Source organism: Acidovorax sp. GW821-FHT10E03 (genome assembly GCF_059415205.1).
Genome location: NZ_JBWKMU010000002.1, coordinates 146,682 through 170,777 on the forward strand (window position 1 = coordinate 146,682; position 24,096 = coordinate 170,777).

Here is a 24,096-nt window from a genome sequence, read left to right on the forward strand (position 1 = left end):
CGATGGAACTCTATCAAGTCCGGGCCTTTGTCACCGTCGCGCGCATCGGCAACGTCACCAAGGCGGCCGAAGCACTGCACGTCACCCAGCCGGCGGTCACCGGACAACTCAAGAGCCTGGAGCAGAGCCTGGGCGTGACCCTGTTCGACCGCAGCGCCGGCCGGCTCACGCTCACGCGCACCGGTGAACTGCTGCTGCCCAAGGCAGAGGCGTTGCTGGCCGCGGGCAGCGAACTGAGTTCGGTGGCCCGGCAGCTGCGCGGCGAGCTGACGGGACGCATTGACTTCGGCCTGCCCAGCGAGCCTGCCGACTTCCTGCGGCTGGGCGAGATGGCCGCCAGCGTGCACCAGGCGCTGCCCCTGGTGGAGCTGCGCACGCGCAGCTACTCATCGCTGCAATTGCTGGACCTCATCCGCGCCGGCACACTTTCCGCGGGCTACTTCATCGACGCCAATCCGCCGCGCGACCTGCAATGGGTCGCCTTGCGTTCGGTGACCTACCGGGTAGCGGTGCCTGTGCGGATGAGCGAGTCCGTGCAGCGGGGCGGGTGGCGCACGCTGGCCGAACTGCCCTGGGTCGACGGCCTGGCCGACTCCCACATCCACCAGTTGATGCGGGCACTGTTCGAGCGCCAGGGCCTGGCGCCGCGCATTGTCATGCAGGCAGAGGAAACCAGCGGGCTGGACGCCTATGTGCGCGCTGGCAGCGGGTGCGCGCTGCTGCGCGAAGAGGTCGCAGTCCGGGGCAGCGAGCGCCAGGACTGGATGATCTGGGGGCCTGCGCAGCTTGATGCAAAACTCTATCTCGTCACCTCGGCGGAAGGGGCCAGCGATCCGCTCACGGTGGCGCTGACGTCGATGATCCGCGGGGTCTGGAATCAATAGGCAATAGGCGGGGGGGGGAACGCCGCGCTGCCGGTGCCCGCAATGCTGGACGGCCAGATCGAGTGGCCCGGCCGCGCGGCATGCCCCGCGGCGGCCCAATCACCGCACACAGGCAGCAGGGGTCAGAAGGACTCCCACTCCTCTTCAGACCCTTGGGCCACCGCCGGCTTGCGGCTGGAAGGCCCGGACACGGCAGGCGCCGCCTGCGCCTTGGCAGCCGCCGGCCGGTGGGCCGCTTTGGCCGCCGGGGCTGCGGAGGGAGGCCGCGGTGCCGTGGCGGAAGCCGCGGGCAGGGGCGCCCGCTGGGCGGCCGCGGCACGGGCGGCGCCAATGGCCGCCTGCGCCGGTCCATGGCTGGCGGCATTCACCTTGAACATCGACACCACCTGCGCCAGCTGGTCCGCCTGCTCCCGCAGGCTCTGCGCGGCGGCGGCGCTCTCCTCCACCAGCGCCGCGTTCTGCTGGGTCATCTGGTCCAGGTTGCCAATCGCCTGGTTGACCTGCGAGACCCCGGCGCTCTGCTCCGAGGAGGCGGCGGTGATCTCGCCAATCATGTCCGTCACCCGCTGCACCGACTGCACGATGTCGGTCATGGTGGTGCCGGCATCGGTCACCAGCCGCGAGCCCGCCTCCACTTTTTCCACCGATGCGCTGATGAGCTGCTTGATTTCCTTGGCGGCCTCGGCACTGCGCTGCGCCAGGCTACGCACCTCGCTGGCCACCACGGCGAAGCCACGCCCCTGCTCGCCCGCGCGCGCCGCCTCCACCGCCGCGTTCAGCGCCAGGATGTTGGTCTGGAACGCGATGCCGTCGATCACGCCGATGATGTCGGCGATCTTCTTGCTGCTGTGGTTGATGTCCTGCATGGTGACCACCACCTGGGTCACGACCTCGCCGCCACGGCGCGCCACGCCCGTGGCGCCCGCCGCGAGGCTGCTGGCCTGCTGCGCGCTGCCCGCGCTTTGCTGGATGGTGCTCGTGAACTGCTCCATGGCCGCGGCTGTTTGCTGCAGGTTGCTGGAGGTCTGCTCCGTGCGGGACGACAGGTCATGGTTGCCGGTGGCGATCTCGGCGCTGGCGATGGCGATGCTGTCGGTGCTCTGGCGCACCTGGTGCACCATCCGGCCCAGGGCGCTGCTCATGGTGTAAAGCGAGCGCAGCAGGTCACCGAACTCATCGCCCCGGGTCACGGATTCCTGCATGCTCAGATCGCCACCCGCGATGCGCTCGGCCAGCCCGCTGGCCTGCTCCAGCGGCCGCTGGATGCTGCCGATCAGGTAGTAGGCGCCCACGACGATGGCCAGCAGCAGCAGGCCCACGGCCACGGCGGCGATCTTCACGGTGAGCATGCGCGACGCGGCCATCTCCCGCTGCCGGACCTCGGCGGTCTGTTGCTGCTGCTGCACGAAGTCCCGCAGTGTCTGCAGGTAGGCGGCCACGGCCGGGTTGTACGACTGCTTGACCAGTACCACCGCCTGGTCCTGCTGGCCATCGCCCTTGAGCTTGCGGGCCTGGCCGCGCAGGTCCGTCATCGTCTTGCGGGCGGCGGCGATCTTGGCCATCTGCGCCTTGTCGGCTTCGGACAGCGCCATGGATTCGAGCGATTTCTGCACCTCGCTGATCTGCGCGGAAGTCGCCGCGATCAGGTCCTTGAACTCGGCCTCGACGGCGGTGTCGCTGCTCACGATCAGCGCCTGCGTGCGCGCCGCATTGGTCTCGGTGAGGCCGGACCAGCGCAGCGCCGCCTGCACACGCGCCTCCATGTCCTTGGTCATCATGTCCGCCTCGGCCTGCACCTTGGCCGAGCGATAGCCGGAAAACCCCACCACCGCCGCCAGCAGCACCACGATCAGCAAGACCGCCATCCAGAGTTTATGGGCCATCCGGAATCGCTTGGGCATGGTGTTCTCCTGCAGCCTTGTGTTGGCGCGCAGATATTTGCACGCTGTTACACCATTGCACAAACCCGGGCCTGATGCATGAGGGTCATCCCCAGGGCCCGCGCTGCACGGCAAGACCCCGCATTGCAGCCCCGAACCACGCTGTGCAAGGGCTCGGGGCAGCAGGGGCGCCCGGGTGCCACCTGGCCCAGCCATCCGGCCCTTCCAGGGGGGGCGAATCGGGCAGTCTGCGAGATAGCTGGCAATGGGCGAGGCCCACGCACTGGAGCTGCACGCACGGGCCGCTTTGCCGCCAAGCCGGCGGCAGGATCAACACCGGTCTTTCACGGACCGGCATGGCAACCCTACCGTGGTCGGGTTCACGCGCGGCGGCGCAGCCGTCAAACTGGCCCAAATCCATCTCCCAAGGCCACCATCACATGACAACCTCCCGCACGTTCCGCCGCGCGCACCTCGGCGCCCCCTTCCTGATCGCACTGGGCCTGTCCGGATGCGCCGCCACCATCAGCCAGGAGGGCCTGGAACAGCGCACCTCGGCGGCCATAGGCCGCCAGGTGGGCGCCTTCACCATCACCCACAAGAGCGAAGAAACCGGCGGACGCATCAACTACACCGCCAAGACCACCGACGGCGCCACCTACCAGTGCTACATGTACTCCGCCACGGGGTTCCAGAAAGCCATGTCGTTCGGACAGACGCCGAATTCGGATGCCATCTGCACGCCGATGGCGGGCAAGGCGGCGGCACCTGCAGCCGCCCCGGCCTCCTGCAACGCGCTCAGCAAAGCCGCGGGCAAATGCTGAAGCGCTGATCCAGGCATGGCAGCAGGCCGTCAGGCCCCGGCGCCCAGGAAGGTTTCGAAGCGCGCCAGCTCTTCGTCCAGCGCGCGCCGAAAAACCGCGCCGCGGGGCGGGCGGCCCGCCACAAAACCCAGCGCGTGCCGCAGTTGCCCGCGCTCCATGCGCAGGTTGGCCCAGCCCACCATCTGTTCGCCCCACAGCACGGGCAACGCATAGTGGCCCATGGTGCGCCTGGAGGCGGGCACATACGCCTCGAACCGGTACGCCCAGCCCCACAGCATCTCGAAGCGGCGGCGGTCCCAGACCACGGGATCAAACGGTGCCAGCAGCCGCACCCCCGCGTCCGGCTGGTGGCGGCGCGATGCCGGGTTCTCCTGCGCGGGCCAGAACCAGGCCGTGCCGTCGACCACCGCATGGCCGTAGCGCGACTGCGCGGCCTTGGCCACCGCGCGCGCTTCGGCCGCCAGTTGTGGGGCGCCGTACCGCAGCAAAGTGACGAGGTAGCCCAGGCTGGGCGCGGGCAGCGGCGCATACAGGGCCACGATGCGGTCGACCAGGGCTTCGGCACGCGCCATGCGGGCGGCGGGGCTGGCATCCTGCCCGGGGTGCTCCACCGGCGCATACACCCGGGTGCCCGATTCGCGGCGGCACACCCGCAGCCAGCCGTGGTGGTGCATGGCATCCAGCAGGCGGGTGCTCGCGTTGAGCTCTCCGCCCCAATAGCCCGCCACGCGGCCATGGTGCGCAAACGCCTCGCTGACCTCGCGCGGGTGCACCACGCCCCGCTCCTGCACGAAGGCCAGCACCTCGCGCGCGCGCCCGGTGGTGGCCGCATCCCAGGGCCGGCGCGGCGTGCGCGGGTGCAGCAGCGCCAGCATGTCGCGCGACACGAAGCCGTAGTTGACGAAGGCGTCTTCCTCGATGCCCAGCCGTTCGTAGCGGCGCTCCAGGTCACCCGCGCGGTAGCCGCGCACCCGCATGCGCAGGATCAGGTCCTGCGCCCGCGCGGGCGCCCGCATCGGGTCGGCCTGCACAAAACCAAGCTTGCGGATCGCGCCGGGCAGCGTCAGCGGCTTGAACAGGCTGCGTGCAATCGCGTAGCGGCGCAGCTCATCCAGCGTGGGTGAGCGCGCCATCGCCTGGAGCGTGTTCAACGTCTTTTTGGAGTCGCACAAGTACCTTGACCCAAGGGTTGGAGTGAAATCGGGCGATTGCACTCCAATGCAACCTCCCAGAAGGCATTGAACACGCTGTTACTCCACGCGCGCCACGGCCGCAGGCTTGAAGCCCAGGTCGGCCGCCTTGCCCTTGCGTCCCCGGGCAGCGCGGGCATTGTTGAGCGAGCGGATCTCGAGGGTTTCCTCACGCTCCTTGCCACCGCGGCCGATGCCCTCGATGCGGATGCTGCGCGTATAGGCCGCGGCACCGGCCAGCGTGTCCTTGGCCTCCAGGTCGATCAGCATCAGGCCACGGCCGCCATTGGCCATGGTCTTGAGCTCGGTGATCTCGAAGGTCAGGATGCGCCCGCCCGCCGAGGCGCAGGCCACGTGCGTGGCCGGCGCGAGCGGCTGGCCGCCGGTGCTGCCCGCCGCATGCGAAGGGGGGCACACGGTCTCGCCCTCGCCCAGCGTGAGGAAGGCCTTGCCGCCCTTCTGGCGCGAGACCATGTTCTCCACCGAGGCCAGGAAGCCATAGCCGCCCGAGTTGGACAGCAGCAGGCTGGCACTGGCCGGCCCGGCGAAGTAGTGCAGGAGCTGCGTGCCCGATTCGAGCTCGATCAGCGTGGTCACGGGCTGGCCGTCGCCGCGCGCACCGGGCAGCACCGACACCGGCACCGAGTACACCCGGCCATTGCTGCCGAAGGCCAGCAGGGTATCCACCGTGCGGCACTCGAAGGTGCGGTACAGGCCGTCGCCGGCCTTGAAGGCGAAGCTCGCCGCCTCGTGGCCATGGCCGGTGCGCGCACGCACCCAGCCTTTTTGCGAGACCACCACGGTCACGGGCTCGTCCACCACCTTGACCTCGGCCACGGCCTTCTTCTCGGCCTGGATCAGCGTGCGGCGCGCGTCAGCGAAGGTCTTGGCGTCGGCCTCGATCTCCTTGACCATCAGGCGGCGCAGCGAACCCGGGTTGTTCAGGATGTCCTCGAGCTTGCCCTGGCTTTCGCGCAGTTCCTTGAGCTCCTGCTCGATCTTGATGGCTTCGAGCCGCGCGAGCTGGCGCAGGCGGATTTCAAGGATGTCCTCGGCCTGGCGATCGCTGAGGTTGAAGCGCGCGATCAGTGCGGCCTTGGGATCCTCGGCCGCACGGATGATGGCGATCACCTCGTCGATGTTGAGCAGCACGGTCTGCCGCCCCTCGAGGATGTGGATGCGGTCCAGCACCTTGCCCAGGCGGTGCTGCGAGCGGCGGGTGATGGTGCCCTGGCGGAAGGAGATCCACTCCTCCAGCATCAGGCGCAGCGACTTCTGCACCGGCCGGCCGTCCAGGCCCACCATGGTCAGGTTGATCGGCGCCGAGGTCTCCAGGCTGGTGTGGGCCAGGAGCGCGGTGACCAGCTCCTGCTGCGGCGTCTTGCCGGTCTTGGGCTCGAACACCAGGCGCACCGGCGCGTCCTTGCTCGACTCGTCGCGCACCACGTCCAGCACGGCTAGCATGCTGGCCTTGAGCTGGGTCTGGTCCTGGCTCAGCGCCTTCTTGCCGGCCTTGACCTTGGGGTTGGTGATTTCCTCGATCTCCTCGAGCACCTTCTGCGAGCTCACGCCCGGGGGCAGCTCGTTGACGACGAGCTGCCACTGGCCGCGCGCGAGTTCCTCGATCTTCCAGCGCGCGCGCACCTTGAGGCTGCCGCGCCCGGTGCGGTAGGCGTCGGCGATGTCGGACGCAGCGCTGATGATCTGCCCGCCACCCGGGTAGTCGGGCCCGGGCACCAGGGCCAGCAGGTCTTCGGCGCTGAGCGAAGGTGTCTTGATGAGCGCAATGCAGGCATCTGCGATCTCGCGCAGGTTGTGGCTCGGGATCTCGGTGGCCAGGCCCACGGCGATGCCGCTGGCGCCGTTGAGCAGCGCGAACGGCAACCGCGCGGGCAGCTGGCGCGGCTCCTCCGTGCTGCCGTCGTAGTTGGGCATGAAATCGACCGTGCCCTCGTCGATCTCGTCGAGCAGCAGGCTGGTGATGCGCGACAGGCGCGCCTCGGTGTAGCGCATGGCCGCGGCGCCATCGCCGTCGCGGCTGCCGAAGTTGCCCTGGCCGTCGATCAGCGGGTAGCGCTGGGCAAAGTCCTGCGCCATGCGCACCAGGGCGTCGTAGGCCGACTGGTCGCCGTGCGGATGGAAGCGGCCCAGCACGTCGCCCACCACGCGGGCGCTCTTGACCGGCTTGGCCGCCGTGTTGCGCGTGGGGCCGCTGTAGCCCAGGCCCATGCGGTCCATCGAATACAGAATGCGCCGCTGCACGGGCTTGAGGCCGTCGCACACGTCGGGCAGCGCACGGCCCTTGACGACCGACAGCGCGTATTCCAGATAGGCGCGCTGGGCATAGCCCGCCAGGCCCAGGGAGTCGCCTCCGTCATCGCCGGCGGTGGTGAAATCGAGAGTGGGTTGGTCGCTCATTCGTTGGGTACAGTTTCTGGGTTCACGTTCTGGGGGGCGATTTGCGTCTGCGCCACGCGGGTGGGCGGCAGGTTGCCCCGGTTCTGCGCGCCCCCCGAAAGCTCCATGCGCACGCGGCCGGGCACGGCGCGCTGCGCCAGCACCGGGGCTGGCGGCTTGAGCTGGGCGTACAGGCCCAGCACGGTGCGCACATAGTTCTGCGTTTCCTTGAAGGCCGGAATCTGGTTGCCCGCCTTTTGCACCGCGCCTTCACCGGCGTTGTAGGCGGCCACGGCCAGGTCCATGCGGCCGGGGAACAGGTCCAGCAGGTGGCGCAGATAGCGCGTGCCGGTGGGCACGTTCACGGCCGGGTCGGCCAGCTTCTGCTCCACCGAGCGCCTGGCATCCGCGCTCACACCAAAACGGCTGGCCGTGGCGGGCATCACCTGCATGAGCCCGACGGCGCCCCTGGGCGACACGGCCGTGGCGTCGAAGCCGGATTCCGTGGCGATCACGGCCTGCAGCAATTCGTAGTCCACGCCGTGCTTGCTGGCGGCGGCGCGCAGGTGGTGCTTGACGCGCTTGTAGTCGGGCGCGATGTCAAAGAAGGCCAGCAAGCGCGCACCGGCCGCAGGCAGCGCGTAGGGCATGGGCGGTGCGTTGGCCGGGGCGTCGCGGGTCGAGTCGAAATCACTGCCACGAAAAAACAGCTGGTAGCGCGTGTCCACCTGCTCGGCGGCGAAATGCGTCACGCCCCGCTCGTCCACGTGCGCCCACAGGTCCGCCTGGGCCGATTGCTGCATAAAACATAGCAGAAAGCCCAATAAATACAAGCGCAAGAGCCTGTTTTTGTGTGGATTCTTCATCACAGACACCGTGAGTGGCGGGTCCGGTCAGATGTCGATCTCGACCGCATCGCCGTGCAGTTCCATCAGTTCGCGCCGCGAGGCCGCCTCGCCCTTGCCCATGAGCTTGGTGATCAGGCCTTCGGTGGCGGCGAAGTCCATGTCGCCCAGCTGCACCGGCAGCAGGCGGCGGGTGTCGGGGTTGAGCGTGGTTTCCCACAGCTGCTCGGCGTTCATCTCGCCCAGGCCCTTGAAGCGGCTGATCTGGCACTTCTCGCGGGCCACGCCGTCCTTGGCGCACTTGTCGAGGATGGCGGTGAGCTCGCCGTCGTCCAGCGCATACATCTTGGCGGCGGGCTTCTTGCCGCGCGCGGGCACGTCCACGCGGAACAGCGGGGGGCGCGCCACGTAGATGTGGCCGGTCTCGATGAGCTTGGGGAAGTGGCGGAAGAACAGCGTGAGCAGCAGCACCTGGATGTGCGAGCCGTCCACATCGGCGTCCGACAGGATGCAGACCTTGCCATAGCGCAGGCCCGTGAGGTCGGGCGTGTCGTTCGGGCCGTGCGGGTCCACGCCGATGGCCACCGAGATGTCGTGGATCTCGTTGTTGGCGAACAGGCGGTCGCGCTCCACCTCCCAGGTGTTGAGCACCTTGCCGCGCAGCGGCAGGATGGCCTGGCTTTCCTTGTCGCGGCCCATCTTGGCGCTGCCGCCGGCGGAGTCGCCCTCGACCAGGAAGACTTCGTTGTGGGCGATGTCGCGGCTTTCGCAGTCGGTGAGCTTGCCGGGCAGCACGGCCACGCCCGAGCCCTTGCGCTTTTCGACCTTCTGGCCGGCCTTCTGGCGCGTCTGCGCGGCCTTGATGGCGAGTTCTGCCAGCTTCTTGCCGTAGTCCACGTGCTGGTTGAGCCAGAGCTCCAGCGCCGGGCGCACGAAGCCGCTGACCAGGCGCACCGCGTCGCGCGAGTTCAGCCGCTCCTTGATCTGGCCCTGGAACTGAGGATCGAGCACCTTGGCCGAGAGCACGTAGCTGGCACGGGCGAACACGTCCTCGGGCAGCAGCTTCACGCCCTTGGGCAGCAGGCTGTGCAGTTCGATGAAGCTCTTGACGGCATTGAACAGGCCGTCGCGCAGGCCGCTTTCGTGCGTGCCGCCGGCGCTGGTGGGAATCAGGTTGACGTAGCTCTCGCGCATGGGCTGGCCGTCTTCGGTGAAGGCCACGCACCAGGAGGCGCCCTCGCCCTCGGCAAAACTCTCGTTGTTGCGGTCGGCAAAGCCCTCGCCCTCGAAGAGCGGGATCACCGGGTCGCCGCTGAGCGTCTGCATCAGGTAGTCGCGCAGGCCGCCCTTGTACTGCCAGGTCTGGGTGTCGCGCGTCTTCTCGTTGACCAGGGTCACGGACACGCCGGGCATGAGCACCGCCTTGCTGCGCAAGAGGTGGGTGAGCTCGCCCATGGGCAGCGCGCTCGACTCGAAATACTTGGCATCAGGCCAGGCGCGCACGGTCGTGCCCTGCTTGCGCTCGCCGGCTTCCAGCGCGCGGGTCACCAGGGCCTCGACCACATCGCCGGCCGAAAACACCAGCCGGGCGACCTTGCCTTCGCGGTGGCTGCTCACTTCCAGGCGGGTGGCCAGCGCGTTGGTCACGCTCACGCCCACGCCGTGCAGGCCGCCCGAGAAGCTGTAGGCACCGCCCTTGCCCTTGTCGAACTTGCCGCCCGCGTGCAGGCGGGTGAAGACCAGCTCGATCACCGGCGCGTTTTCCTCGGGGTGCATGCCGAAGGGGATGCCGCGCCCGTCGTCCTCGATGCTCACCGAGCCGTCGGCGTGCAGCGTGACCTTGATCTTCTTGCCATGGCCGGCCAGCGCCTCGTCGGCGGCGTTGTCCAGCACCTCCTGGATGATGTGCAGGGGGTTGTCGGTGCGGGTGTACATGCCCGGGCGCTGCTTGACGGGCTCCAGGCCCTTGAGCACGCGGATCGACCCTTCGGAATAGTCACTACTGGTGGACACGGAAGACGGTTTGGCAGACATAGCGGCGGATTGTAGTGCGGCAGCAGCGCAATAGCTGGATGAAAAAACAGTCATGACAACACTGGCAGCGTGCTCCGGCCCCTCCAGGCCCGGGGGCGGCGGCGGCAGACAGGGTGGCTGGGGGCGGGTTGCAACACAAAGGACGGTCCCGCGCAGCAGGCCTGGCGGCAACCCCGCTGCCAACTGTATTGGTCCCCGGTGTATCAGCGCGTTTCGCCCAATCTCGCTACATTCCTGCGCATGCATATGAATCCTCCCAAACTGTCCATGTTCCAGGTGCTCGCGTGCGGCGCGGCCATCGTGACCCTGTCCATGGGCATCCGCCATGGGTTCGGGCTCTGGCTCCTGCCCATCACGCAGGAGATGGGCTGGACCCGCCAGTCGTTCGCGCTGGCCATCGCCATCCAGAACCTGTCCTGGGGCCTGATCGGCATCTTTGCGGGCATGGCGGCAGACCGGTTCGGGGCGTTCCGCGTGCTCATCGGCGGCGCGGTGCTCTATGGCCTGGGTTTGGCGGGCATGGCGCTGTCGCCCACGACCACCCTGTTTGCGTTGACGGCCGGCGTACTGATCGGCGCCGCGCAGGCGGGCACCACCTACGCCGTGATCTACGGTGTGCTGGGCCGCCAGATCGCGCCGGAGCGCAGGTCCTGGGCCATGGGCGTGGCGGCGGCCGCAGGTTCGTTCGGCCAGTTCCTCATGGTGCCCGTGGAGGGCTGGCTGATCGCCGGACTGGGTTGGCAGCAGGCGCTGCTGGCCTTGTCGATGGCCGTGCTGCTCATCGTGCCGCTGGCCTTTGGCCTGCGGGAGCCGGGCTTCAAGGGCGCCGCGCCGCCCAAGCGCGAGCAGACCATCGTGCAGGCGCTGGGCGAGGCGTTCCGCTACCCGAGCTTCAACCTGCTGATGGCCGGTTATTTCGTGTGCGGCTTCCAGGTGGTGTTCATCGGGGTGCACATGCCCAGCTACCTGAAGGACCACGGCCTGTCGCCCCAGGTGGCCAGCTACGCGCTGGCGCTGATCGGCCTGTTCAACGTGCTGGGGACCTACGTGGCCGGCACCCTTGGCCAGCGCATGCCCAAGCGGTTCATCCTGGCCTTCATCTACTTTGCCCGCGCGGCGGTGATCACCGTGTTCCTGCTCGTGCCGCTGTCGCCGCTGTCGGTGTATGTGTTCTCGGCCGTGATGGGCACGCTGTGGCTGTCCACCATCCCGCCCACCAACGCCACCATCGCGCAGATCTTTGGCGTGCAGCACCTGTCGATGCTGGGCGGCTTCGTGTTCTTCAGCCACCAGATCGGCAGCTTCCTGGGCGTGTGGCTGGGCGGCTATCTGTATGACGCCACGGGCAGCTACGATATCGTCTGGTACATCGCCATCGCGCTGGGGGTGTTTGCCGGGCTGGTGAACCTGCCGGTCCGGGAAAGCCCCATCCCGCGCGGCGCCGCCCAGCCCGCCTGAACACGGCCCTTGCATCCGAACATCCTCATGTCCACCGCCAGCAGCGCCCCCTCCACCTCGCCCGGCCACGGCATGCCACGGGCCTGGCGCTGGCTGGCCTGGTCAGTTGCCGTGGTGCTGTGCCTGGCGGTGTTTGGCATGTACACGGTGCCGGACTTCATGGTGATGCTGGCCGACCAGATGTGGGCGTGTTTCTGAGCCCGCGCCATCCACTTTCAAGTCTTTTTGGCCGCCAGCGCTTGATGAATAAGCGCTGATAGCTATATTTTCAATAGCAAATGCACGGTAACGAAGCCGCTTCCGACTGGGTTCGCCGCTGGTCCCACCTGATCGCGCCGGGCAGCACGGTGCTCGACGTGGCCTGCGGCGCCGGGCGCCACCTGCGCTGGCTGCATGGCCTGGGCCACCCCGTGGTGGGGGTGGACCGCTCTGCCGAGGCCCTGGCCGCCTGCGAGGGGCTGGGGGAACTCGTCCTGGCCGACATCGAGAACGGCCCATGGCCGCTGGCGGGCCGCCGGTTTGGCGCCGTGATCGTCACCAACTACCTGTGGCGGCCCCTGCTGCCCACCCTGGTGGAGAGCGTCGCACCGGGTGGCGTGCTGATCTACGAAACCTTTGCGCACGGCAACGGCACCGTGGGCCGCCCTGGGCGGCCGGAATTCCTGCTGGCGCCCGGGGAATTGCTGAGCGCCTGCGCCGGGCTGCGCACCGTGGCCTACGAGGACGGCTTCCTGCAAAACCCCGACCGTTTCGTGCAACGCATCACGGCCGTGCGGGAACTCCCGCACGCTGGCGGCCCCTCGCAGAATCTTTTGGCCATGCCGCCTAGTTAGAATGCCCTTTTACCGTTTACCACTGCGGACATGACCTCTTCCTCCGTCCCCCTTACCGGCAGCATCGTCGCCCTCGTCACCCCCATGCACGAGGACGGTAGCGTGGACTACCCGGCCCTGCGCAAACTGATCGACTGGCACATCGCCGAAGGCACCGACTGCATCGGTGTGGTGGGCACCACGGGCGAATCGCCCACCGTCAATGTCGAAGAACACTGCGAAATCATCCGCGTGGCCGTCGAGCAATCCGCCAAGCGCGTGCCCATCATGGCGGGCTGCGGCGCCAACTCCACCGCCGAAGCCATCGAACTGGCCAAGTTCGCGCGCGGCGTCGGGGCCGACAGCCAGCTGCAGGTCGTGCCCTACTACAACAAGCCCACGCAAGAGGGCCAGTTCCAGCATTTCAAGGCGATCGCCGAAGCCACGGGCGACCTGCCCATCGTGCTGTACAACGTGCCCGGCCGCTCGGTGGCCGATATGCAGCACGACACCGTGCTGCGCCTGGCCCAGGTGCCCGGCATCATCGGCATCAAGGAAGCCACCGGCAACATCGAGCGTGCGCAGTGGCTCATCCGCGATGTGCCCAAGGGCTTCGCCGTGTATTCGGGCGACGACCCGACCGCCGTGGCGCTCATGCTGTGCGGCGGCCACGGCAACATCAGCGTGACGGCCAACGTGGCGCCGCGCCTCATGCACGAGCTGTGCGTGGCAGCGCTGGCAGGCAATGTGCAGCGCGCGATGCAGATCCAGTTCCAGCTGATGCCCGTGCACAAGAACCTGTTTGTCGAAGCCAACCCCATCCCGGTCAAGTGGGCCGTGGCCCGCATGGGCCTGTGTGGTGGCACCATGCGCCTGCCCATGACACCGCTGGCCAGCAGCAACGAGGCTGTGGTCGAATCCGCGCTGCGCACCAGCGGCCTGATCTAATCCGGGCTGCGCCCGCTCCCCGAGACACTCTCCAAGGATTTCCGCGTGAAAGCTGCTACCACCCGCCTGAGCCTGCTGGCCCTTGCCATGGCCCTGTCCGCCTGCGCCGCCCTGGAGGGCGACAAGATCGACTACAAGAGCGCCGCCAAGGGCTCGACCCTGGAGGTTCCGCCCGACCTGACGCAGCTGTCGCGCGATTCGCGCTATGCCGTACCCGGCGGCCCCGTCTCGGCGGCCGCCATGCAGGCCGGCCAGGCCGCGCAGCCCTCGGGCACCGCCAACGCCGCCGCCATGCAACTGGGCGACGTGCGCATCGAGCGCGATGGCAACCAGCGCTGGCTGGTGGTCAACCGCCCGGCGGACAAGCTCTGGGAGCCCGTGCGCGACTTCTGGCAGGAAAGCGGCTTCAACCTGGCCCAGGCCGAGCCCAACGTCGGCATCATGGAAACCGACTGGGCCGAGAACCGCGCCAAGCTGCCACAGGACTTCATCCGCTCCACCATCGGCAAGCTCCTGGATTCGCTGTATTCCACCGGTGAGCGCGACAAATTCCGCACCCGCCTGGAGCGCAATGCCAATGGCGGCACCGAGATCTACATCACCCACCGGGGCATGATCGAGGTGTATGGCACGCAGACCAAGGACAACACCGTCTGGCAGCCCCGCCCGTCGGACCCGGAGCTTGAAACCGAATTCCTGCGCCGCCTGATGGTCAAGCTGGGCGTGAGCCAGGAACAGTCCAAGGCCGTGGTGGCAGCCCCCGCCCTGCGCACACAATCCGCCCGCATGGCCACCGTGGACAACAAGCCCGTGGTCCAGCTGGACGAAGGCTTTGACCGCGCATGGCGCCGCGTGGGCCTGGCGCTGGACCGCACCGGCTTCACGGTCGAAGACCGCAACCGCAATGAAGGCACCTACTTCGTCCGCTATGTGGCGCCCAACGCCGACAAGAAGGAACCAGGGTTCTTCGGCAAGCTGTTCAGCGGCTCTTCGTCGGCCACGCCCCCGCTCAAGTACCGCATCGTCGTGCGCAGCCAGGGCGAATCCACCACCGTGTCGGTACTCAACGAAGCAGGCGCCCCCGAGTCCTCGGCCAACGCCGAGCGCATCGTGCGCGTGATCGCGGACGACCTCAAGTAACCCGCCGCATCGCCGCGCGGCACGCGTCTGCGTGCGTGCTGCGCGGAGTCCGCGAGGACCGGCCCCGGTCCGCCCCGCGGCACGGCGCAATATCCTCGCCCTCCATGCTGCGTTTCAAGAACCTGGGGAGCGGCAGCACCGGCAATGCCACCGTGGTGGAAGGCCGCTGCGACACGCAGGTGCGCCGCCTCCTGATCGACTGCGGCTTCGGCATCCGGCAACTGCAGGGCCGGCTGGCGCAGGCGCAGCTGCAGATCGAGGACCTGGACGCGGTTTTCATCACCCACGAACATTCCGACCACATCGGCTGCGCGCAGGCCGTGGCCCTGCGCTACGGCATTCCCGTCTGGATGAGCCAGGGCACCTACGCCGCCCTGGGCCAGCCGGACTTTGGCGACATGCTGCGCGTCGCGCACGACATGGCACCGATCGACCTGGGCACGTTCGAGGCCCGGCCCTTCACCGTGCCGCATGACGCCCGCGAGCCGCTGCAGCTGCGCTGCTCCGACGGCGCCGCCCACCTGGGGGTGCTGACCGACCTGGGCCATGCCAGCGAGCATGTGCTGCAGCAGCTCGAGGGCTGCCACGCGCTGATGATCGAAGCCAATCACGACCCCGCGCTGCTGGCGGCATCCCGCTACCCCCTTTTTCTGAAGCGCCGCGTAGGCGGCCCCTTCGGCCACCTGGCCAACCGGGTCACGGCGGACATCCTTCGCGCCGTCCGCCATCCGGGCCTGCGGACGGTGGTGGCGGCCCACCTGAGCGCCAAGAACAATGCGCCCTCCATCGCACGTGAGGCGCTGGCCCCCGCCATGGACTGGCCCGTGGAGGCCATCGCCGTGGCCTGCCCGACGGCAGGCACGGCATGGCTGCCGGTGGCGCAGGCGCCGATCTGACACGAGCGCGCCCACCGGCCACCCCGCCCGCCCCCCCCCCACGGACGGCGCACCACAAAAACACGTTCCGCGCCCGGAAAAGAAAAAGCCCCGACCTTGCGGTGCGGGGCCTTCGGGCAGTGGCTGGTCTTGCAACCAACCAGGGCCTGCAGCAAATTACTTGGCTGCGGAAGCGCCAGCGGCAGCGGTGGCAGCAGCGTCGGCAGCAGCCTTGGCAGCGTCAGCAGCAGGTGCAGCGGCAGCCGAAGCGGCGTCGGAAGCAGCAGGAGCTGCGTCGGAGGCGGCAGGAGCAGGTGCGGGTGCAGGAGCTGGTGCTTCCACGGCAGCAGGTGCTGGTGCTGGAGCGGGTTCTTCCTTCTTGCCACAAGCGGCGAGTGCTGCAGCAGCGATCAGGGCGGCCAGAACGAGAGAGTTCTTCATTTCGATTTTCCTAGTTGGACAGACAGAATCTTGAAAAGCCGCGGCGTCGGGCTCCTGGAAGCCTCGGAACGCGTCGGCACAATGCGCTTTGGCTTGCACCTTTTCGGCGCAGCCGCTAATTATATTGGTATTTAGTCAATACTGACTAACACTGACGAAAGCTTTACACCCCATTGACACGGCGCAAAGCAGGTATTTCATCTACAGACCCAGGGTCGAGGCGGGAAAACCGGGTGAACTCTTGCCACGCACCCACTCGTTGAGATTCTCGCGCAGCAGCACCCGCCGATCGGGTTCGCTGCCCGTGACGCCCACGCACCGCTCGGGGTCCAGGCGCTGCAGCACCCACTGCGGGGACCACAACGCGCTGGGGATATCGAGCGGGTCCGCCGCGGGGCTGCGGCGGCACGTGATGATGTGGTCCCAGGTACCGCGCCAGCGCACAAAACGGGCGTGGCGGCGAACCACATCGTCATAGCTGCACGCCAGCATCGTCAAGCGCCGGCTCCCGTGCGCCCAGTGCTGAAGGGCTTCTGCCACGCTGCGCTCACCCAGCGGCCAGTCGTGGAAGTTCGCGTCGCTGATCACGATTTCCGGCCACCCGTCGCGTGCGGCGGTGGCCATCGCGTCGCGCACCAGTTGCTGAAACGCCTCACGGCCGCTGAACCGCCCGGACGGCAGTTCACGCAGCGGATCCGCGGGGGTGGAGGAAGCCTCGGTCATGGGAGCGTCTCCTTGGGATGCACCAGTCTTTTCAGCCTTCAGCCCATGCATGCGCCCAGCCGGCATCGCACCAGGACGACAGCAGCTCAAGCGCATCGTCGCCCGCGCGCGCGAGTTCGCGGGCAGTCAGTTGGCGTTCGTCCGCCAAGCGGCGCATCAGCGTCGCGTCGCGGCCCGCGGCACGGTAGCTTTCGCCGTTGATGAACACGTGGTGGGCGTCATACATCATGCGGCTGCGGCGATCCAGGCGCACGCCTTCCAGCATCACGCCCACGTCCCCGGGCTCGAACCACACGCTGGGCTTGGGCTCGGTCAGATATTCCCCGAGCGCACGCTCCAGCACCAGGGGTTGCGCCAAGGCGCGGGCCAGAGCCGTCCGCGCGAAATCGTGCAGCCCCGCCGGAATGGCGGCGGGCTGGGCAACCGCCGCCTGCTGCGCATCGCGGTACAGCAAGGGACTGCCCTCTTCATCGCCTGCATCCTCCGCCAGACGCACCAGCAGCTCCTGCGCGAGCTCGGCACGGGCCGGCGCCCGAAAGCCTATCGAATAAGTCATGCATTCGCCTTCGGCGATGCCGTCGTGCGCATAGCGGGGCGGCAGGTAGAGCATGTCGCCAGGCTCGAGAACGAACTCCTCTTCCGGCTCGAAGTGGGCCAGCACCTTCAGCGGAATGTCATCGCGCAGCGACAAGTCCTTCTGGCGGCCAATGCGCCAGCGCCGCTTTCCGTGGGCCTGCAGCAGAAAGACGTCATAACTGTCGAAATGCGGACCCACGCCCCCGCCGTCGGCGGCATAGCTGATCATGAGATCGTCCAGGCGCGCCTCGGGCACAAAACGGAACTGCTGCATCAGCGCGTGCACCGCGTCGTTGTGCAGGTCCACCCCTTGCACGAGCAGGGTCCAGTCGGGCTGCTGCAGCGCCGGCAGGGCGCGGCGGTTGAACGGTCCGTGGCGCAGCTTCCAGGCGCCCTTGGCCAACTGCACCAGGCGGGACTCCACCCCCTCCTGGGAAGCCAGCGCAAAAAGCTCGGCACGCAGTACAGGCGGCGAAAACTGCGCGATGGCCTGCCGCACCAGCAAAGGCTTCTTCTGCCAGTGGCGGCGCATGAATTGCGCGGGGGTCATGCCGCCGAGCAGGGAAAGGGGTTGCTGGATATCCATGGGAGAGTGGCGCCCCTTTGCGGAGGCATTGGTCAAACTGCGACAATTCTCCTATGGAAATTACCCAACAATGCGTGGTCGCACTGACCTGGACGCTCAAAGACACCCTTGGCGAAGAACTGGATGTTCTCGATGACCCCGTGGAGTTCCTGGTAGGGGGCGACGACCTGCTGCCGCGCATCGAGGAAGCCCTGCAAGGCCACGGCCCGGGGGCCACGCTGGCTCTGCACCTGGAACCCGAGGACGCTTTTGGCGACTTCAACGATCAACTGCTTTTTCTGGAACCCCGGTCCCTGTTTCCGGCGGAGCTGGAAGAAGGGATGACGTTTGACGGAATGGCCCTGCCGGAGGGCTGCAACCCCGATGCACCGCGCAGCGGGCTGTACACCGTGACGGAGATCTATCCAGAGCACGTGGTTCTGGACGGCAACCACCCGCTCGCGGGCATCGCCCTGCGGCTGCAGCTGACGGTGCAGGCCGTGCGCGAAGCCACGGAAGATGAGATTGGCCGGGGCACCGCGGGCACCGGCTTCTTTCGGGTACAGCCGCAGGCGCCCGGCGGCTCCCTGCTGCATTGATTGAGCGGGTGAGCCAGGCCCGGGAATCCTGAACAGCTCAGGATTCCCGCGGTGGCGGCTGCGGGGTTCGGTTTACAGGCGCGAAATCTGGCCGTTGTAGAGGCGCACGCGGTCGCCGATGCGCAGATCGCCCGGACTGCTCACGTCGTAGGCACGATAGCCGCCCTGGTCCAGCTGGACAGAGAGCCGATAGCCCTGGGCATATTCCTGGCTGTTGTTGCGGCCTTCGATGGCATTGCCTGCCACGGCACCGCCCAGGATGCCCACGCCAGTGGCCGCCGCGCGGCCGGAACCCTTGCCGATCTGGTTGCCCAGGACCCCGCCCACGACCGCGCCCAGCACGGCGCCCGCGCCCGAGGTCTGCCCTTGCGAGCGGCCCTGCAGCACTTCGATGTTCGACACACGGCCATACTCGGTGCCCGCCGGGCTGTTCGGGTAGGCGGGCGCAGACTGGTATCCGCCCGAATAGCCTCCCGAATACTGGGGCTGGGGGGCCGACCGGTTGTGGCCGCAGGCCGCCAAGGATCCCGCGAGGACAACGGCGCCCACAATGGCAAACGAACGCTTAAATTGCAGCATTTTTCAATCTCCTAAAGTCAGGGGCTGGCGCATGGTCCGACAATCCGGTCCGGGTACGCATGCCTTGATTGGAACAACGCGCAAGGGTCTTGTCGCGTGGACAAGGGGCTGAGGCCCTGTCCGTAACAGACCCTTCGAAAAGTAAGCCGTGTCTGACAGGCGCCAGCTCCCAGGCCAGAGGGACCCGCCCCTTCAGGCCTTGCCGGTGGACCCGTAGCCGCCCTCTCCCCGCTGGGTCGCCGCGAACTCGGCCACCACGTTGAACTGCGCCTGCACCACCGGCACGATCACCAGTTGCGCCAGCCGCTCCATCGGCTCCAGCGTGAATGCCGTGCCGCTGCGGTTCCAGGCGCTCACCATGAGCTGGCCCTGGTAGTCGCTGTCGATCAATCCGACAAGGTTGCCCAGCACGATGCCGTGCTTGTGGCCGAGGCCCGAGCGCGGCAGGATGAGCGCGGCATATCCCGGGTCCTTGATGTACACGGAGATGCCCGTGGGTACCAGCTGCCATGCGTTCGGCTGCAGGGTCAGCGGCGCGTCCAGGCAGGCCCGCAGGTCCAGGCCCGCGCTGCCGGGCGTGGCATAGGAGGGGAGTTGATCCGCCATGCGCGGGTCCAGAATCTTGACATCGATCTTCACTACTTCTTCTTTCCTGTCTTGCGCTGCTGGGCCACTTGCCGCAGTCGCTCTTGCAATGGTTGCACGCCTGGCGCGGCGCCTGGGGATGAAATGGCCCTGGGCGCCGCGTCCATCAGCCAGCCCAGCGCCCACCAGATGGCCCCCATGGCGACCAGGCCGGCCAAGGACCCCTGGCTGAACAGGAACAGCGCGATCCCCTGCGCGGCGATGAGCAGCAACAGCACCACGCGCACGGTTCGCAACACGCCCATCAGGGGCCCGAGCGCCTGCGCGAGATCGGGCGGACCGGCGCGGGGGGGCGACCGGGAGCCGCCCGCGGACACCGGTGGCGCAGGGCCGGTGGCCCCCGGAGAGAGGACCTGCGCTTTCCTGGACGGGGCCGGCGCCGTCAGCCGCTCCACATAGCGCGCAAAGTCGCCGTCGGGCGGCGTGTCCCATTCAGGCTTGGTGGAGCCAGTTTTCATACAACCTCCGGGGAAACGAACGTCACGAATCCGATGGCGGCAACCGCGCCGCGATGTCCTCGATGAGCTGCCGCGCCAGCACCCGCTTGGACGCGCGGGGCAGCTCGCGGTGCCCATCGGCATCCACGAGCAGCAGGGCATTGTCGTCCTGTCCGAAGGTGGCGGGCCCGATATTGCCCACCAGCAGCGGCACCCCCTTGCGCGCACGCTTGGCCGTGGCATGGGCCAGGAGATCGTGGCTCTCGGCGGCAAATCCCACGCAGTACAGCTGGCCCGCCTGCGCACGCGGCGACCGCGCCACGCCCGCCAGGATGTCGGGGTTCTCCACAAAGCCCAGCGTGGGGGTCTGGCCGGAGCCGTCTTTCTTGATCTTCTGTGTGGACGGCGCAGCAGGCCGCCAGTCTGCCACCGCCGCCGTTGCTATGAAAATAGAAGCATCGTGCGCTTGCCCTTCAACCGCTGACAGCATTTCCTGTGCAGACTGGACATTCAGGCGCTGCACCCCGCGCGGCGTGGGCAGATGCACTGGACCGGCCACGAGCGTGACATCGCCCCCCGCTTCGCGCGCCGCGCGGGCGATGGCAAAGCCCATCTTGCCGCTGGAGAGGTTGGTGATGCCGCGCACCGGATCGATGGCTTCGAAGGTCGGTCCGGCGGTGACCAGCACCTTGCGCCCCGCCAGCACCTTGGGCGCGAAGAAAGCAACCAGCTCCTCGAGCAGCTCTGAAGGCTCCAGCATGCGGCCATCGCCAGTTTCTCCGCAGGCCTGGTCGCCATTGCCCACGCCCAGCACGCGGGCGCCGTCCCTGGCCACCTGGGCCAGGTTGCGCGCTGTGGCGGGGTGGGCCCACATCTCGCGGTTCATGGCCGGGGCCAGCAGCAGCGGCACGCGGTCGATGGGGCGTGCCAGGCACAGCAGGCTCAGCAACTCGTCGGCCCGGCCCTGCACCAGCCGCGCGATGAAATCGGCGCTGCAGGGCGCGATCAGGATCGCATCGGCCTCGCGGCTGAGGTTGATGTGCGGCATGTTGTTGGGCTCGCGCGCATCCCACTGCGAGCCGTAGACGGGCCGCCCCGACAGGGCCTGCATGGTCACCGGCGTGATGAATTGCGCGGCCGCCTCGGTCATCACCACCTGCACGGTGGCGCCCTCCTTGATGAGCTGGCGGCACAGATCGGCTGCCTTGTAGCAAGCCACGCCCCCGCTCAGACCCAGAACAATGTGTTTGCCAGCAAGCTCATTCATGCGGCGAATTTAGCAGACGGGGGTGTCCCTGCCGGCAGGGGTGTCGCCGGGGCGCCATCTATAATCCCAATTTCCCACCACCAAAAAAGACATGACCAAATTTGTCTTCGTCACCGGCGGTGTGGTGTCTTCCCTCGGTAAGGGAATCGCCTCAGCCTCCCTTGCCGCGATCCTCGAATCGCGGGGACTCAAAGTCACCCTCATCAAGCTTGACCCCTACATCAACGTAGATCCAGGCACCATGTCGCCGTTCCAGCACGGCGAGGTTTTCGTGACCGACGACGGCGCAGAAACCGACCTGGATCTGGGCCACTATGAGCGTTTCATCGAAACGCGCATGAAGAAAACCAACAACTTCACCACGGGCAAGATTTACCAGTCCGTGCTGGAGAAGGAACGCCGCGGCGACTACCTGGGCAAGACCGTGCAGGTCATCCCGCACGTCACCAACGAGATCCAGGAATTCATCAAGCGCGGCGCCGGCATCGGCACGCCCGATGCCGTGGACGTGGCCATCGTCGAGATCGGCGGCACGGTGGGCGACATCGAATCGCTGCCGTTTCTGGAAGCCGTGCGCCAGATGAGCCTGCGCATGGGCCCCAACAACGCGGCGTTCGTGCACCTGACCTACCTGCCCTGGATCGCAGCGGCCGGCGAGCTCAAGACCAAGCCCACCCAGCACACCGTGCAGAAGCTGCGCGAGATCGGCATCCAGGCCGATGCCCTCTTGTGCCGCGCCGACCGGCGCATTCCCGAGGAAGAGCGCGCCAAGATCTCGCTGTTCACCAACGTGCCCGAGTGGGGCGTGATCAGCATGTGGGACGTGGACACCATCTACAAGGTGCCGCGCATGCTGCACGAGCAGGGCCTGGACGGCCTGATCTGCGACAAGCTGCGCCTGAACACCCCGCCCACCAGCCTCAAGCGCTGGGACGATCTGGTGCACGAAACCGAGCACCCGCAAGGCGAAGTCACCATCGCGATGGTGGGCAAGTACGTGGACCTGTCGGACAGCTACAAGTCCGTCAATGAGGCCCTGCGCCACGCCGGCATGCGCAACCATGTGCGCGTGAAGATCGACCACGTCGACTCGGAGACCATCGATGGCGCCGATGCCGCCGCCAAGCTCGCCAAGTACGACGCCATCCTGGTGCCCGGCGGGTTCGGCGTGCGGGGCGTGGAAGGCAAGATCGCCACCGCCCAGTTCGCCCGCGAGCACAAGGTGCCCTATCTGGGCATCTGCCTGGGCATGCAGGTCGCGACCATCGAGTACGCGCGCCACGTGGCGGGCCTGGCCAACGCCAACAGCACCGAGTTCGACGCCACCACCCCCCACCCCGTGATTGCCCTGATCACCGAGTGGAAGGACGCCGACGGCACCATCAAGAAGCGCGACGAGAACTCCGACCTGGGCGGCACCATGCGCCTGGGCGCACAAAGCTCCGACGTGTCAGCCAACACACTGGCCCACAGCATCTATGGCGACGTGGTGACCGAGCGCCACCGCCACCGCTACGAAGCCAACGTGAACTACCTGGACCAGTTGCGCAAGGCGGGCCTCGTGATCTCCGCGCTGACCCAGCGCGAACAGCTCACCGAGATCGTGGAGCTGCCGAACAACGTGCATCCCTGGTTCATCGGCGTGCAGTTCCACCCCGAGTTCAAGTCGACGCCGTGGAACGGCCACCCGCTGTTCAACGCCTTCATCAAGGCGGCCGTCGAACACCAGCAAGCGGCTACTAAAGCCTGATTGGAGACCTATGCAGCTGTGCGGATTCAATGTCGGCCTGGACCAGCGCTTTTTCCTGATCGCGGGCACCTGCTCCATCGAAGGCCAGCAGATATCGCTGGACGTCGCGGGCCAGCTCAAGGAGGTCTGCACGGCGCTGGGCATCCCCTTGATCTACAAGGGCTCGTTCGACAAGGCCAACCGCTCCTCCGGCAGCAGCAAGCGCGGCGTGGGGCTGGAAGCGGGCCTGAAGATCCTCGATGAAGTGCGCCGCCAGTTGCAACTGCCCATCCTGACCGACGTGCACGATGCGTCCCACGTCGCAGAGGTGGCCAGCGTGGTGGACGTGCTGCAGACGCCCGCCTTCCTGTGCCGCCAGACCGACTTCATCCGGGCGGTGGCGCAGTCCGGCAAGCCGGTGAACATCAAGAAGGGTCAGTTCCTCGCGCCCTGGGACATGAAGAACGTCATCGACAAGGCCCGCGCGGCCGCGCAGGAAGCCGGCCTCTCGGAAGACCGCTTCCTGGCCTGCGAGCGTGGCGTGAGCTTTGGCTACAACAACCTCGTGGCCGACATGACCAGCCTGGCCGAGATGCGCAACTCCGGCGCGCCGGTGGTGTTCGACGTGACCCACTCGGTACAGAAGCCCGGCGGCCTTGGCGCCGTGAGCGGCGGCGCGCGCGACATGGTGCCGGTGCTGGCCCGCGCGGGCGTGGCCGTGGGCGTGGCGGGCCTTTTCATGGAAACCCACCCCCGGCCCGCCGAGGCCTGGTCGGACGGCCCCAATGCTGTGCCTTTGAAGCACATGAAGGCGCTGCTGGAGACCTTGGTGGCGCTGGACGACATCACCAAGAAAAATGGATTCCTCGAAAACAACTTTGGAGCCTGAGACATGAGCAGTGGTTACGTCATCGCATCCGTCACCGTCACCAACCCTGAGCAGTACGAAGAGTACAAAAAGTGGAGCACCGTGGCCATGCAGGCGCATGGCGCCGAGGTGTGCATTCGCGGCGGCAAGGTGGAAGTGCTGGAGGGCGACTGGAACCCCGGCCGCACCGTGCTGCTCAAGTTCCCCAGCTTCGAGGCCGCGCGCGCCTTCTACGACACACCCGAATACCAGAAAGCCAAGGCCGCCCGCGAAGGCGCCGCCATCATGCGCATGGTGTGCGTCGAGGGCGTCTGATACGCGGCGGCCAGCTCACGCCGGTCGGGTTGTACCCGGTTCGTACCTGCAGGCTGATTCACTAT

Annotated in this window: 24 protein-coding genes; 12 read left to right on the forward strand and 12 right to left on the reverse strand. The window is 67.5% G+C overall.

The annotated features are described in order from the left end of the window. Window positions 1-2: 2 nt before the first annotated feature. Entirely contained in the window at window positions 3-884 is an 882-nt protein-coding gene (locus AC07OD_RS03820; protein WP_218295443.1) for a LysR family transcriptional regulator, read from the forward strand. A gap of 122 nt (window positions 885-1,006) precedes the next feature. Here AC07OD_RS03820 and AC07OD_RS03825 read toward each other — a convergent pair whose 3' ends face one another. Beyond that, the gene (locus tag AC07OD_RS03825; protein ID WP_492244066.1) at window positions 1,007-2,785 is read right to left on the reverse strand and encodes a methyl-accepting chemotaxis protein; all 1,779 of its coding nucleotides are present in this window, start codon (window positions 2,783-2,785) and stop codon (window positions 1,007-1,009) included. 419 nt (window positions 2,786-3,204) lie between these two features. On the opposite strand from AC07OD_RS03825, the gene AC07OD_RS03830 reads away from it, so the two are divergent. Next, complete coding sequence (locus AC07OD_RS03830) at window positions 3,205-3,588, forward strand: hypothetical protein (protein WP_218295445.1); 384 nt, start codon at window positions 3,205-3,207, stop codon at window positions 3,586-3,588. A gap of 29 nt (window positions 3,589-3,617) precedes the next feature. On the opposite strand, the gene AC07OD_RS03835 is transcribed toward AC07OD_RS03830, so the two are convergent. The 4 genes from AC07OD_RS03835 to AC07OD_RS03850 form a co-directional block, all read right to left on the reverse strand. Beyond that, entirely contained in the window at window positions 3,618-4,721 is a 1,104-nt protein-coding gene (locus AC07OD_RS03835) for a DNA glycosylase AlkZ-like family protein (RefSeq protein WP_218340202.1), read from the reverse strand. A gap of 117 nt (window positions 4,722-4,838) precedes the next feature. Then, window positions 4,839-7,196 carry a DNA topoisomerase IV subunit A gene (gene parC / locus AC07OD_RS03840; RefSeq protein ID WP_218295446.1) on the reverse strand — a complete coding sequence of 786 codons (2,358 nt, stop codon included), beginning with the start codon at window positions 7,194-7,196 and terminating at the stop codon, window positions 4,839-4,841. Beyond that, window positions 7,193-7,978 (reverse strand): lytic transglycosylase domain-containing protein, encoded by a 786-nt coding sequence (locus tag AC07OD_RS03845; RefSeq protein ID WP_494595231.1) that lies wholly within the window; start codon window positions 7,976-7,978, stop codon window positions 7,193-7,195. Before AC07OD_RS03845 ends, parC begins: the two co-directional genes overlap by 4 nt. Before the next feature lie 90 nt (window positions 7,979-8,068). Continuing rightward, entirely contained in the window at window positions 8,069-10,054 is a 1,986-nt protein-coding gene (locus AC07OD_RS03850; protein WP_494595233.1) for a DNA topoisomerase IV subunit B, read from the reverse strand. 240 nt (window positions 10,055-10,294) lie between these two features. Here AC07OD_RS03850 and AC07OD_RS03855 point away from each other — a divergent pair, with 240 nt between their 5' ends. The 6 genes from AC07OD_RS03855 to AC07OD_RS03880 all read left to right on the forward strand — a co-directional run bounded on the left by AC07OD_RS03855 (window position 10,295) and on the right by AC07OD_RS03880 (window position 15,308). Next, the gene (locus AC07OD_RS03855) at window positions 10,295-11,512 is read left to right on the forward strand and encodes an MFS transporter (RefSeq protein WP_218295449.1); all 1,218 of its coding nucleotides are present in this window, start codon (window positions 10,295-10,297) and stop codon (window positions 11,510-11,512) included. Between the two features lie 9 nt (window positions 11,513-11,521). Further along, entirely contained in the window at window positions 11,522-11,710 is a 189-nt protein-coding gene (locus tag AC07OD_RS03860; RefSeq protein ID WP_494595236.1) for a hypothetical protein, read from the forward strand. Window positions 11,711-11,790: 80 nt separating this feature from the next. Continuing rightward, window positions 11,791-12,345, forward strand: a complete 555-nt coding sequence (locus AC07OD_RS03865; RefSeq protein ID WP_494595238.1) for a class I SAM-dependent methyltransferase — start codon at window positions 11,791-11,793, stop codon at window positions 12,343-12,345. 30 nt (window positions 12,346-12,375) lie between these two features. Continuing rightward, window positions 12,376-13,272: a 4-hydroxy-tetrahydrodipicolinate synthase gene (gene dapA / locus AC07OD_RS03870; RefSeq protein ID WP_218295451.1), complete on the forward strand. Its 897-nt coding sequence runs from the start codon at window positions 12,376-12,378 to the stop codon at window positions 13,270-13,272. A 45-nt stretch (window positions 13,273-13,317) separates the two neighbouring features. Further along, window positions 13,318-14,412 carry an NlpB/DapX family lipoprotein gene (bamC, locus tag AC07OD_RS03875; protein WP_369642921.1) on the forward strand — a complete coding sequence of 365 codons (1,095 nt, stop codon included), beginning with the start codon at window positions 13,318-13,320 and terminating at the stop codon, window positions 14,410-14,412. 104 nt (window positions 14,413-14,516) lie between these two features. Next, window positions 14,517-15,308, forward strand: a complete 792-nt coding sequence (locus AC07OD_RS03880; RefSeq protein WP_218340196.1) for an MBL fold metallo-hydrolase — start codon at window positions 14,517-14,519, stop codon at window positions 15,306-15,308. A 156-nt stretch (window positions 15,309-15,464) separates the two neighbouring features. Here the strand turns inward: AC07OD_RS03880 and AC07OD_RS03885 are convergent, their stop codons facing one another. The 3 genes from AC07OD_RS03885 to AC07OD_RS03895 form a co-directional block, all read right to left on the reverse strand. Then, window positions 15,465-15,728, reverse strand: a complete 264-nt coding sequence (locus AC07OD_RS03885; protein WP_218295454.1) for a hypothetical protein — start codon at window positions 15,726-15,728, stop codon at window positions 15,465-15,467. Between the two features lie 201 nt (window positions 15,729-15,929). Next, window positions 15,930-16,451, reverse strand: a complete 522-nt coding sequence (locus tag AC07OD_RS03890; protein WP_218340195.1) for a hypothetical protein — start codon at window positions 16,449-16,451, stop codon at window positions 15,930-15,932. A 31-nt stretch (window positions 16,452-16,482) separates the two neighbouring features. Next, complete coding sequence (locus AC07OD_RS03895; protein ID WP_494595242.1) at window positions 16,483-17,613, reverse strand: JmjC domain-containing protein; 1,131 nt, start codon at window positions 17,611-17,613, stop codon at window positions 16,483-16,485. A 53-nt stretch (window positions 17,614-17,666) separates the two neighbouring features. Between AC07OD_RS03895 and AC07OD_RS03900 the strand changes: the two genes are divergently transcribed. Further along, window positions 17,667-18,191, forward strand: a complete 525-nt coding sequence (locus AC07OD_RS03900) for an FKBP-type peptidyl-prolyl cis-trans isomerase (protein WP_218295457.1) — start codon at window positions 17,667-17,669, stop codon at window positions 18,189-18,191. 72 nt (window positions 18,192-18,263) lie between these two features. Here the strand turns inward: AC07OD_RS03900 and AC07OD_RS03905 are convergent, their stop codons facing one another. The 4 genes from AC07OD_RS03905 to coaBC form a co-directional block, all read right to left on the reverse strand. Further along, window positions 18,264-18,770: an outer membrane lipoprotein gene (locus AC07OD_RS03905; RefSeq protein WP_492244074.1), complete on the reverse strand. Its 507-nt coding sequence runs from the start codon at window positions 18,768-18,770 to the stop codon at window positions 18,264-18,266. 192 nt (window positions 18,771-18,962) lie between these two features. Further along, window positions 18,963-19,409 carry a dUTP diphosphatase gene (dut, locus tag AC07OD_RS03910; protein ID WP_218295459.1) on the reverse strand — a complete coding sequence of 149 codons (447 nt, stop codon included), beginning with the start codon at window positions 19,407-19,409 and terminating at the stop codon, window positions 18,963-18,965. Then, a complete protein-coding gene (locus tag AC07OD_RS03915) occupies window positions 19,409-19,873 on the reverse strand; it encodes a hypothetical protein (RefSeq protein ID WP_494595244.1) in 465 nt (154 codons plus the stop codon). Before AC07OD_RS03915 ends, dut begins: the two co-directional genes overlap by 1 nt. Before the next feature lie 22 nt (window positions 19,874-19,895). Beyond that, entirely contained in the window at window positions 19,896-21,119 is a 1,224-nt protein-coding gene (gene coaBC / locus AC07OD_RS03920) for a bifunctional phosphopantothenoylcysteine decarboxylase/phosphopantothenate--cysteine ligase CoaBC (RefSeq protein ID WP_494595246.1), read from the reverse strand. A 91-nt stretch (window positions 21,120-21,210) separates the two neighbouring features. On the opposite strand from coaBC, the gene pyrG reads away from it, so the two are divergent. From pyrG to AC07OD_RS03935, 3 genes are read left to right on the forward strand one after another with little or no spacing between them, the layout of a single operon-like run. Next, window positions 21,211-22,869: a CTP synthase gene (gene pyrG, locus AC07OD_RS03925; protein WP_218295461.1), complete on the forward strand. Its 1,659-nt coding sequence runs from the start codon at window positions 21,211-21,213 to the stop codon at window positions 22,867-22,869. A 10-nt stretch (window positions 22,870-22,879) separates the two neighbouring features. Next, the gene (kdsA, locus tag AC07OD_RS03930; protein WP_494595248.1) at window positions 22,880-23,737 is read left to right on the forward strand and encodes a 3-deoxy-8-phosphooctulonate synthase; all 858 of its coding nucleotides are present in this window, start codon (window positions 22,880-22,882) and stop codon (window positions 23,735-23,737) included. A gap of 3 nt (window positions 23,738-23,740) precedes the next feature. Then, complete coding sequence (locus AC07OD_RS03935; protein WP_218295463.1) at window positions 23,741-24,031, forward strand: DUF1330 domain-containing protein; 291 nt, start codon at window positions 23,741-23,743, stop codon at window positions 24,029-24,031. Window positions 24,032-24,096 lie beyond the last annotated feature (65 nt).